The organism is Prescottella defluvii (assembly GCF_000738775.1).
Taxonomy (GTDB): domain Bacteria; phylum Actinomycetota; class Actinomycetes; order Mycobacteriales; family Mycobacteriaceae; genus Prescottella; species Prescottella defluvii.
In genome coordinates, this window is sequence record NZ_JPOC01000020.1 from 221,324 (window position 1) to 232,039 (window position 10,716).

Below are 10,716 nucleotides of genomic sequence, written 5' to 3' on the forward strand. Positions count from 1 at the left end.
GATACCTGAACCAGACGGACCGAGTTGTCGACCGCCGAAGTGTGTTTCCAGGCGAACTGTACTGTGTGGGTCCGTAGCGTGCGCCTCATGGGGGAGGGAACATGGCAGCACAGCCGACGACGCGATGGCAGGTCAGTGGATATCGATTCCTGGTCCGTCGCATGGAACATGCGCTCGTCCGACGGGATGTGCGCATGCTGCACGACCCGATGCGATCGCAGTCGCGGGCACTGGCGGTGGGTGTGGTCGTCGCGTGCCTCGGCCTGGCGGCGTGCGCGGCGCTCGCGTTGATCCGGCCCCAGGACAAGATCGGCGATGCCTCGATCGTCGTCGGAAAGAGTTCGGGCGCAATGTTCGTCGTCATGAACGGCACGCTGCACCCGGTGCTCAACCTGGCATCGGCACGGCTCGTGATCGGCGACGCGGCTCGCCCGGTGATGGTCAAGGAGTCCGAGATCGACACGCGGCCACGCGGCGCCCTCGTCGGGATCCCCGGCGCACCGTCGGCGCTCCCTGCCGGCAGTGGCGCAGACGGTCGACCCTGGACGGTGTGCGACACGGTCGCGGCGGGCGGAAGTGATTCCGTCACAACCACAGTGGCTGTCGGTGAACCGGTGTGGGGTGAACGTATCGGTCGGCTCGGGTCGGACGAGGCGCTGCTGGTGTCGCACGCCGACGAGATGTTCCTCGTGTACGACGGTCGCCGGGCTCCGATCGACCTGAGCGACCAGTCGGTGTCCCGGGCTCTGGGGCTGGAAGGGGCACGTCCGCGCCCGATCAGCCGGGGCATGCTCAACGCGATCCCCGAGTCGCTGCCGATCACACCGCCCCGCATCGAGGACGCCGGGAACACGCCGGAGTTCGAGATGGCCGGACGGACAATCGGTTCCGTCGTCAAGGTGATGCGCGGCGACGACGCCCGCTACTACGTGGTGTTGCGCGACGGCGTGCAGGAGGTCAGCGCCGCGACCGCTCTCCTCATCCAGTTCTCCGACTCGCAGGGACAGTCGGAGATGGCCGCGGTGACGCCGGACGCGCTCGCCGCAGTGCCCACGGTGCACGGTCTCGACGTCTCGACGTTCCCCAGCGTGCCCCCACGACTGGTCGGAGCGGCCGACGACCCGGTCGGCTGCCTCACCTGGACGCCCCAGGGATCCGCCGCGGGTGCCGAGGCCGGCAGGGTCGACGCGGTGCTCGAGGTCTCGGCCGGCCGAGACCTGCCGATCCCCGACCAGGCGCGTACCGTCCGACTCGCGCAGGCGGACGGCCCCGGGGACAACGCAGACGAGGTGTACGTGAGCCCCGGTAGCGGCGGGTTCGTGCAGACCACCGGCCTCGAGTCGGGCAGTTCTCGCAAGGGCGGCATGTTCTTCGTCGCGGACACCGGCGTTCGGTACGGCGTCAAGAACTCCGACGCCGCGAAGGCCCTCGGCTTCGAGGTCCCGGGTGCCCCGGCGCCGTGGCGGATCGTCGATCTCCTCGCTCCGGGACCGACTCTCGGCAAGGAAGAAGCTCTCGTCGCACACGACGGCGTCGCACCCGACAGCAATCCGGCGCCGGTGGCAGCGGGGAACTGACCGGGCACGAATCCGGCTGCGCCGGAAGCCGAGTGCGTCCGATCTACCTCCGTCGTCGGCGCAGTGGAAACGACGCGAGGACCCCGAGCGCCGCCACCACGACGATCGCGCCCGTCGCGGCCAGTGCCACCGTGCGCGGGCGGGTGTCCTCCTCGACCGGGCGCGGCGCCGCAACCGGGACCGACAGTGGCCGCCCGGCGGGTACTCCGCCGGGCGGAAGATCGGCAGTGACGGCGGCGGCCGGGTCGACGACGCCGTGACCGACGAATGGATTCCACCCCTCGGCCGGTGCATGTGCGGTGGCCTCGATCCGCTCGATCACCTGCTGCGCCGTGAGCTGTGGGAAGCGGGCGCGGACGAGTGCGACAGTCGCCGAGACCAGTGGCGCGGCGAAACTCGTTCCGGCGAAGGGGCTCCGCTGTCCCTGCGCAGTCACCCATTCGCGGGTCTGACCGTGGCCGTCCGGGCTCAGGGAGACGATGCCGGTTCCGGGGGCGGCGACGTCCACCCACGGCCCGCCGAGGCTGAAGCCGGATGCCGAGCCGTCCGGATCGACCGACCCGACGGTGAGGACGTAGTCGTCGTACCACGCCGGAGTCGCGATGGTGGCCACCGAATCCCACCGATCGGCGTTCGGGTCGAGGGGGTCGAGAGGCGGGTTCTGGGCGGTGCATCCGCCGGACTGGAAGTTGCCGGCGGCCGCGACGACGACCGCGTTCTTCACGGTCGCGGCGTACTGGACGGCGGCGCCGAGGGATTGGTCACCGATGCCGTCCACCGCGGAGCGGCACGCCACCTCCGAGATGTTGATGACGGTGGCGCCCGCGTCCGCGGCCTCGCGCACGGCCATCGCCATGGTCTGGGTGTTGCCGTAGCCGCTCGAGTTCTGGACGTCGTTCGGGTCCTGGCTGCGGCGGACCTCGGAGAAGTTGGCGCTGGACTGCCGGATGGTGAGGATCCGCGCATCGGGTGCGCCCCCGGCGAATCCGGAGCCGGGGACGACGTTGGCGGCGATGAGTCCCGCCACGATGGTGCCGTGGGCGTCGCAGTCGTCGGTCCCGTCGCCGGTGGAGACGAAGTCACCGCCCGCCGTCAGCTGGGGCAGCCTGGGGTGGCGGGCCACACCGGTGTCGATGACCGCGACCACCTGTCCGGCGCCGCGGGTCAGTGGCCATACCGCCTGAAAGTCCATGGTGCGCTGTGGCAGCGGTATCTCGGGGCTCTCGCTCATCGGCAGGGGGTCCGCGCACGCGTTGCGCTGCTCGGTCGGCGCCAACGGGGCCGGCCGCGTCCGCGCCGGCAGCTTGCCCGGATCGATCGGAGCCGGGACGACGGCCCCGCCGACACCCGCCCCGATCGTCGCCGTCAGGGCAACCAACGCGGTGGCGGCGGCGGTGCCCGACCATCGCCGCCGACGTGCCCGGCTCACAGTCCCCGGACGGCCGCGAAGAGGCCGGACACCCAACAGACCAGCGGCACGACGGTGGCGATCACGGTGTAGTCCACCAGTTCGGCTGCCCGCCGTTGGACCGGCGAGAAGTTCCGTTGCGGCGCGACGATTCCCAGTGCGAGGGCCGCGACGACGACCAGTGCCGCGACGGCGAACAGTCCCAGTGCCGCGTCGGGGACGGCGAATGCGGTACCGGCACACAGCAGGACGACGATCGCGCCGCCACCGCCGATCAGCGGCACCGCCTGCTCCGCCGACGTGTAGGTCCGCCCGCGGAACATCAGGACGGTCGCTGCGGCCACGGCCAGTGCGGTTCCCGGCCAGTAGATCCCGGACCCCGTCGTCGGGACCGACGCCAGCAGGGCACCGGACACGGTGAGCAGCATCATCGCGCAGACCAGGCCCGTCAGGTATCGCCGCGCGCGGTCGGCGCGCATGGCGACGGACTCGAACGACGGGACCGCGCGGGCGTCGTCCGGATCGTCCTCCGCCGGATCGACCGAGGTGCCGGGAGCGGGTACCGGAGGCAGCGGGAGTTTCGCGAGCAGCATCGCCACCCGTGCCGCGAACACCAGTCCGATCAGCGCGGTGCCCACGAGTATCGAACCGATCGCGCGCGGCGACTGGTCGGTCAGCGTCGCCAGCAGTGCGGCGCCGGACCCGATCGCCGACATCGCCGCGGCCGCGGTGAACACGCCGTACCCGACGCCCGCGGTGCGCAACGCGAGGATCGAGGTGGCGCCCACCAGGACCAGTCCGAGGAGGACGTGGGGTGCCCCGCGGTCGCCGGGGACCAGCAGGACACCGGCCGCGAATGCCGTCGGCAGCGCGGCGGTGCACAGGGTCAGGGCGGCGGCCGCGTCACCGTAGACCCGGCTCACGACGACACCGGCAACCACGAACAGGATCAGCGTCACCAGCGCGCACACGGCGCCCACGAGGGATTCGGTGGCGCCGTCGGCCTGCAGCAGCGCGACCGACCCGGCGACCGTCGCGGCGATCGCGAGGGCGGACCCGGTCAGACGGGCGATCCGCGGAGTCCACGCCCGGGTGTGGCCGGTGTCGGCGACCGCCACGTTGTACATGATGTCGTCGAACAGCGGTGGGGGAGATCCGGCCTCGGCGCTGTCGAACACCAGGAGTTCGCCGTCGAGCACCGCGTGCTCGCGCAGACTCAGTGCGGGCGAGAGCGGCGGCTGGCCCAGCCGCGCGAGTGTCCATCGGGCCGGTTCGGTGCGCTCACCGGCGACGTCGAAGTCGTTGGCGGCACTGTGGCGATCGACCAGGTCGGCGATCCCCGGGATCAGCAGTTCGACCGGAACCGTGTTGGGCAGCGCGAGGTCGATCTGTGTGTGCGGCGCCAGAATCGTCAGGCGGCACAGGTCGGCCGCTCCCCGTGGCCGTGAACCGGTACCTGCGCCGGCCGCGTGCCCGGCATGCAGAACTGTCACGCTCATCCCCCCGGATTCCGCGGTACGGATCCCCACCCGAACCGCTCACTTCGAAACATCGGCACTGTACCGCTCCGAGCCGTCGGGCCACTACCGCGAGGTGTCGGCGCCGTACTGTAGCTTCACAGATCGCGAGTCCGGAGCCCGTGGGGGGTGACTCGGTCCGGCCTGATCGGCCGACCGCGCGAGGACTGGCATTTCACGGGGGGTGGAGGCATGGGGACCGCGCATTTCGTGCGGAAGGCGCGTCGTGAGGCGCCGCGCACGCCGGGCGGCGAGGTGAGCCTGCAGAACCCGCCCGAGATCCCCCGGATCACTCCCGGCAACCTGATGACGAAGCTGCTCCCGCTCGTGATGGTCGCCGCCATGGTGGGCATGGTGGCGCTGATGTTCACCTCCGGGATGTCGGCCAACCCGATGGCGCTCATGTTTCCCGTGATGATGATGGTGTCGATGCTCGGCATGCTGGCGGGCTCCGGGCGCGGTGGGGGAGCGAAGGCCGCCGAGGCCAACGAGGAGCGCAAGGACTACCTGCGGTACCTCGATCAGCTGCGCCGCGACGCCCTCGACACCGGGCAGCAGCAGCGCAAGGCCCTCGAGTGGAGCCATCCCGATCCTCGGGCACTGTGGACGCTCGCGGGAACCGGTCGCATGTGGGAGCGCCGGATCACCGATCCCGACTACGGGCACGTACGGGTGGGACGGGGAAGCCAACGACTCGCGACCCGGCTGATCCCACCGGAGACCGGGCCCGTCGAGGACCTCGAGCCGGTCTCGGCGGTGTCGCTGCGCCGGTTCGTCCGTGCGCACTCGGTGGTTCCGGAGCTGCCGACGGCGGTCTCGCTCCGCGGATTCGCCGCGATCTCGATCGACGGAGACCGCGACGACGCACGCGGGTTGGTGCGCGCGATGCTGGTCCAACTGTGCACGTTCCACGGACCGGACCATCTCCAGATCGCGATCGTGTGCGGCCCGGACACCGCCCCGGAATGGGAGTGGGCGAAGTGGCTGCCACACGCCCAGCACCCGGATTCGCTCGACGGCGTGGGCTCCGCCCGCATGGTCTACGGATCGGTTCTCGAGCTGGAATCGTCTCTCGGACCGCAGTTCTCGATGCGTGGGAGATTCTCCCGGAGCGCGCCGCCGACCGCGGGGGTACCGCAGATCGTCGTCGTGATCGACGGGGGAATCCTCGACGGCGACACCGGCGCCGTGACCGACGGCGGCCTGGACTCGGTGACGCTGCTGGACCTCAGCGGCTACTGCCCCCGGCTCACCGCGACCCGCGGACTGCAGTTGGTGGCCGCCGCCGGCTCCCTCGGTGCCCGCGGTGGGGCCGGGACGGAGACGTTCGCGGCGGTGGACACGCTCACGCCGCAGCAGGCATTGTCCGCCGCGCGCCGACTGGCGCCGTATCGGATCGCCAGCCGGGCCGCGGCCGACGTCGGCGACGACGGTGGTGCCCCGGTTGCGGCGGGATGGAGCCAGTTGCTCGGGCTCGGCGACGTCGGGCGGTTCGATCCCGCTCGCGCGTGGGTGCCGCGGCTGGGCCGGGACCGACTCCGGGTGCCCATCGGGGTCGGGGTGGACGGCAGCCCCGTCGAACTCGACCTGAAAGAGGCCGCCGAGAACGGCATGGGCCCGCACGGCCTGTGCATCGGTGCCACGGGGTCGGGCAAGTCCGAGTTCCTGCGGACACTGGTTCTCGGGTTGCTCGCGACGCACTCGCCGGAGGCGCTCAATCTGGTCCTCGTGGACTTCAAGGGCGGCGCGACCTTCCTCGGACTCGACGAGGCCCCGCACGTCGCGGCGGTCATCACGAACCTGGCCGAGGAACTCGCGATGGTCGATCGGATGAAGGACGCCCTCGCGGGCGAGATGAACCGGCGGCAGGAAGTGCTGCGGGCCGCAGGCAACTTCGCGAACGTCACCGACTACGAGAAGGCGCGCGCCGCCGGTGCCGACCTCGCGCCGCTGCCGGCGCTGTTCATCGTCGTCGACGAGTTCTCGGAGTTGCTCAGCCAGCAGCCCGAGTTCGCCGATCTGTTCGTCGCGATCGGACGGCTCGGCCGGTCGCTGCACATGCATCTGCTGCTGGCGAGTCAGCGACTCGAGGAGGGCAAGCTGCGTGGGCTCGACAGTCACCTGTCGTACCGGATCGGTCTGAAGACGTTCTCGGCCAACGAGTCCCGGACCGTTCTGGGGGTGCCCGACGCCTACCATCTTCCGGCCTCGCCGGGTGCCGGGTACCTCAAGTGCGATTCGGCGGAGATCGTCCGGTTCGCTGCGTCCTACGTGTCGGGTCCCTACGAGTCCGAACGGGTGCGCCGGACGTCGGGCGCGGTGGCAGCGGCGGCAGACCTGCGTCCGCGGTTGTTCACGGCCGCCCCGGTGGCCGTACCCGTCGTCGTCGAACCGGTCGTTCCGGTCGAGCCCGACCCCGTGTGCGAGGGCGAGGGCGAGGGCGAGGCCGATCCGCGTTCGGTCCTCGAGGTCCTCGTCGATCGCATCCGCGGCCGCGGCCCGGCCGCACACGAGGTGTGGTTGCCGCCGTTGGACGTTGCGCCCACCCTCGACCGGATCCTGCCGCCGCCCACGACGGCCGATCCGGTGCCGGCGGTCAGTTCGCTGCGCACCCCGATCGGCATCATCGACCGGCCGTTCGACCAGAGACGGGATCTGCTGGTGGCCGACCTGTCCGGGGCCACCGGAAACGTCGCGGTGGTCGGCGGACCGCAGTCCGGGAAGTCGACCCTGCTCCGGACACTGATCATGTCCATGGCGGCGACGCATTCGCCGCGGCAGGTGCAGTTCTACTGCCTGGACTTCGGTGGCGGCACGCTGGCCGGCCTGACGGGACTTCCGCACGTCGGATCCGTCGCCAACCGCCTCGACGTCGACCTGGTGCGGCGCACGGTCGCCGAGATGACGACGATCGTGCGCCGACGCGAACGGCGATTCCGCGAACTCGGCATCGAGTCGATGGCGGAGTTCCGGCGGCTGCGTGGCGCGGTCGCCGACGTTCCGGCCGCAGCCGCCGCAGCGGCGGGCGCCGCGCAGGACCCCTTCGGGGACGTGTTCCTCGTCGTCGACGGGTGGCCGAGTATCCGTCAGGACTTCGAGGCACTCGAAGCGCAGATCGGCGCCCTGGCCGGGCAGGGGCTGTCGTTCGGCGTCCACGTCGTGCTCGCGACGCCGCGCTGGGCCGATGTCCGCCCGGCGCTCAAGGATCAGCTCGGCACGAGAATCGAACTGCGCCTGGGGGATCCGACCGACTCCGACGTCGGGCGTGCCAAGGCGATGCTGGTGCCGGCGGGACGGCCCGGCCGCGGCATCACCCGCGACGGCCTGCACCTGCTCACCGCCCTGCCTCGACTCGACGGTGTCTCCCGCAGCGACGATCTCGGTGCGGGCGTCGCGGATGCCGTCGCGCGGATCGGCGCGCGCCACGCGTCGGACTCGGGTCCCGGTTCGGGCTCGGTGGCACCGCGGGTGCGGATGCTGCCGGATCGCCTGCTGCGGGAGGATCTGCTCGCCGCGGCCGGCGAGCGGTGGCCGGCTGCCGGTGCGCCCGGCGGTGCGTGCCTGGCGGTGCCGATCGGGATCGACGAGGCCGAGCTGGCGCCCGTGTACCTCGATTTCGCCGATCAGCCGCACTTCCTGCTGTTCGGCGACAGCGCGTGCGGCAAGACGACATTGCTGCGCGGCATCTGCCTGGGGCTGATGGAGTCGAACACCCCGCAGCAGGCGAAGCTGATCATCGGCGACTACCGGCGCACCATGCTCGGCGTTGTCGAGGGCGATCACCTTGCCGGATATGCCGCCTCGGCAACAACATTCACGACCATGATGAACGATCTCGCCGGGATTCTGGCGAGCCGCATGCCGGGGCCCGACACCACTCAGCAGCAACTCCGCGAACGGTCGTGGTGGTCGGGGCCCGAGATCTACGTCGTCGTCGACGACTACGACCTCGTCGCGACGTCCAGCGGCAACCCGCTGACGCCGCTCGTCGACTATCTCGCACACGCGAAGGACCTCGGTCTGCACCTGATCGTGGCCCGGCGGTCCGGAGGTGCGTCGCGTGCGTTGTACGAGCCGGTGATCGCGCGGATGCGGGACCTGGTGCCGGCGGGCATGGTGATGAGTGGCAGCCGCGACGAGGGCAATCTCGTCGGTACCGTCCGTCCGAGTGAACAGCCGCAGGGCAGAGGTACTTTCGTGGCGCGCAGCGGAACGTCGCTGATGCAGGTCGCGTGGCTTCCGCCGTTGTGACCGGTCCCGGTACCGCCGCTCGTGTCCATCTCGCGGACGGCGCAGTGTGGGTGTGCTCCGTGCGCGGGGTGGTCCGGGTCCCCGACGTTTCGGTTCAGGACGTCGTCGAGTGCATCGACGACGACTGGATGTCGCTGGGCGGGCATCCGGTCGCGACCGTCGATGTGGCGGCCGCCGCGATCCGACGAGCCTTCGACGCAGCCGTCGGTGGAATCGGATTCGTCGCCACCGCGACGGTGATCCATCCGTCGCACTGGGGACCCACGCGGTGCGGCGTCCTGGAGTCGGCGGCCCGTCGCTCCGCCCACGAGGTGCAGATGCTTCCGGTCGCGCTCGCGGCGGCGTGCCCCGGGGACCTCCGACGGTGGACGGTCGTCGAATGCGGTCCACTGTCGACGACGGTCGTGCTGGTCGAGCGGGCCGAGAACGGCCAGCCGCGGATCGTCGCCTGCGAACTGCTCGCGGACGTCGGGATCCTCGATCTCCGCGAGGACCCCGACGGGGTGCGCAGGATCGACCGTGTGGTGCGCGCCATCGGTGGGGACCGTGCGCCCGACGTGGTCCTGTGCACCGGCACGGGCGACGACACCGTGATTGCCGAAACCGTCTGCGCGGGAATCGGAGCTGAGGTGTCGATGGTGGCGGACGCGATCCTGGTGTCGGCCCCGGCTGTCGGGCCGGTCGTCGGCACCGCAGGTCCGGCGCCGGATGCGCTGTGGCCGAACGCGGCGCCGGCGCAGTCTCCGGGCCGGTCCGGGCGCCGGAAGCGGTTGCGCGGGAAGGGCGGACGCGCCGTGGTGGCGGTGATGTCGGTGCTCGGTGTGCTGGCGCTCGGGGTGGGCGCGTCGGCGATCTGGCAGGCGCGGGAGCCGGAGCCGTTCGTGGCAGGTGCGGCCGGGCCAGCCAGGGAGGCTCGACCTGGCACCCGACGGTGGGCCGGATCATCGTGTCCTGGTGATGCCCACCGAGATTGCGGCGGGGTCCGATCTGGCGGCGGTGGCACGTTCGCTCGAACAGCGGATGGCCGAGCGCGGCCCGGACAGTCCGTTCTCGGAGTTCGTGCCCGAGACCGAGTTCGCCGACCGTCGTGTCATCTCGTACCTCGAGTCGCCGGACGAGCGCACCGGGGTGCGGTGGTACGTGCTGGTCGAGAACGATGCCCAGGTCAGTGTCGGTTGCCGCTTCCTCGGCGGCGACTGGGACGCGGCCGCCGGTTCGTGTGAGCAGGCCGTCGGCGGTGTGACGGTCGGCGCGGTCTGAGGGGCGCCGCCGCGAGAGTGGTCGTCGCGGAAAAAGTTCCGGGACCACTGTCGAGACCATGGAGGCCACCTCCCGTCGCGTCAGCGACGTGCGGTCGGAGATCCAGGGCCTGCTGAGCACCCTCAAGGGCGAGGTGGACGGGGTCCGCGGCGGTTGGGAGGGTTCGGCGGCCATCGCGTTCCAGAGCCTGATGGAGCGGTGGGACGGCAGCGCCACCAAGCTCAACCAGGCGCTCGAGGCGATCAGCGAGAACATCAAGTCCAACAGCGTCTCCTACGACTCCGCTCAGCAGGACCACACGAGTTCGCTCAACAACGTGGCGAGCAGCCTGAACATCTGAGCCGGATCACCTGAATCCCACACCGCACAGGACACACAGGAGAAGCAATGACGATGCGTTACTCGTTCGGTCAGATCGAGGCCCTCAAGGTTCGGATCGACTCGATCCAGGCCCAGATGAACTCCAAGCTCGACGACCTCAAGGCGCACGTCGCGCCGATGGTTGCCGACTGGGAGGGCTCGGCGTCCGAGGCGTACCAGGCGCAGCAGGCCAAGTGGGATGCTGCGGCCCTCGAGCTCAACCAGATCCTCGACGCCGTCGGCCGGGTCGTCGGCCAGGGCAATGCGGACATGCAGCAGGTCAACTCCGCCGCGGCCAACAGCTGGGCGTAGTCCGCTACGTCTGACGCGTGTGCCCCGACGG

The 10,716-nt window shown here is 70.9% G+C and carries 7 protein-coding genes and 1 pseudogene; 5 read left to right on the forward strand and 3 right to left on the reverse strand.

Features of this window, described 5'->3' with window-relative positions; all coding sequences use genetic code 11:
* Positions 1 to 101: 101 nt before the first annotated feature.
* Positions 102 to 1,577 carry a type VII secretion protein EccB gene (eccB, locus tag IJ15_RS0107870; RefSeq protein WP_031937791.1) on the forward strand — a complete coding sequence of 492 codons (1,476 nt, stop codon included), beginning with the start codon at positions 102 to 104 and terminating at the stop codon, positions 1,575 to 1,577.
* A 43-nt stretch (positions 1,578 to 1,620) separates the two neighbouring features.
* On the opposite strand, the gene mycP is transcribed toward eccB, so the two are convergent.
* Entirely contained in the window at positions 1,621 to 3,006 is a 1,386-nt protein-coding gene (gene mycP / locus IJ15_RS0107875; protein WP_197059775.1) for a type VII secretion-associated serine protease mycosin, read from the reverse strand.
* The gene (gene eccD, locus IJ15_RS0107880) at positions 3,003 to 4,484 is read right to left on the reverse strand and encodes a type VII secretion integral membrane protein EccD (RefSeq protein WP_031937793.1); all 1,482 of its coding nucleotides are present in this window, start codon (positions 4,482 to 4,484) and stop codon (positions 3,003 to 3,005) included. The genes mycP and eccD overlap by 4 nt, the downstream gene beginning before the upstream one ends.
* A 210-nt stretch (positions 4,485 to 4,694) precedes the next feature.
* Here eccD and IJ15_RS0107885 point away from each other — a divergent pair, with 210 nt between their 5' ends.
* Positions 4,695 to 8,753, forward strand: a complete 4,059-nt coding sequence (locus IJ15_RS0107885; protein ID WP_031937794.1) for a type VII secretion protein EccC — start codon at positions 4,695 to 4,697, stop codon at positions 8,751 to 8,753.
* Positions 8,754 to 8,847: 94 nt separating this feature from the next.
* Here IJ15_RS0107885 and IJ15_RS26410 read toward each other — a convergent pair whose 3' ends face one another.
* A complete protein-coding gene (locus tag IJ15_RS26410; protein ID WP_197059778.1) occupies positions 8,848 to 9,678 on the reverse strand; it encodes a hypothetical protein in 831 nt (276 codons plus the stop codon).
* Between the two features lie 32 nt (positions 9,679 to 9,710).
* Here IJ15_RS26410 and IJ15_RS0107895 point away from each other — a divergent pair, with 32 nt between their 5' ends.
* The 3 genes and pseudogenes from IJ15_RS0107895 to IJ15_RS0107905 all read left to right on the forward strand — a co-directional run bounded on the left by IJ15_RS0107895 (position 9,711) and on the right by IJ15_RS0107905 (position 10,685).
* Positions 9,711 to 10,013 carry a type VII secretion-associated protein gene (locus tag IJ15_RS0107895; RefSeq protein ID WP_031937796.1) on the forward strand — a complete coding sequence of 101 codons (303 nt, stop codon included), beginning with the start codon at positions 9,711 to 9,713 and terminating at the stop codon, positions 10,011 to 10,013.
* Between the two features lie 55 nt (positions 10,014 to 10,068).
* Positions 10,069 to 10,353 (forward strand): annotated as a pseudogene (locus IJ15_RS0107900) (WXG100 family type VII secretion target); the annotation flags it as partial.
* Between the two features lie 47 nt (positions 10,354 to 10,400).
* A complete protein-coding gene (locus tag IJ15_RS0107905; RefSeq protein WP_031937798.1) occupies positions 10,401 to 10,685 on the forward strand; it encodes a WXG100 family type VII secretion target in 285 nt (94 codons plus the stop codon).
* Positions 10,686 to 10,716: the final 31 nt, after the last annotated feature.

What these genes read in the sequence shown, in the direction of transcription:
- eccB (WP_031937791.1), top strand. Translation starts at nt 102, where the DNA reads ATGGCAGCACAGCCGACGACGCGATGGCAGGTCAGTGGATATCGATTC.
- eccD (WP_031937793.1), bottom strand. Translation starts at nt 4,484, where the DNA reads ATGAGCGTGACAGTTCTGCATGCCGGGCACGCGGCCGGCGCAGGTACC.
- IJ15_RS0107885 (WP_031937794.1), top strand. Translation starts at nt 4,695, where the DNA reads ATGGGGACCGCGCATTTCGTGCGGAAGGCGCGTCGTGAGGCGCCGCGC.
- IJ15_RS0107895 (WP_031937796.1), top strand. Translation starts at nt 9,711, where the DNA reads ATGCCCACCGAGATTGCGGCGGGGTCCGATCTGGCGGCGGTGGCACGT.
- IJ15_RS0107905 (WP_031937798.1), top strand. Translation starts at nt 10,401, where the DNA reads ATGACGATGCGTTACTCGTTCGGTCAGATCGAGGCCCTCAAGGTTCGG.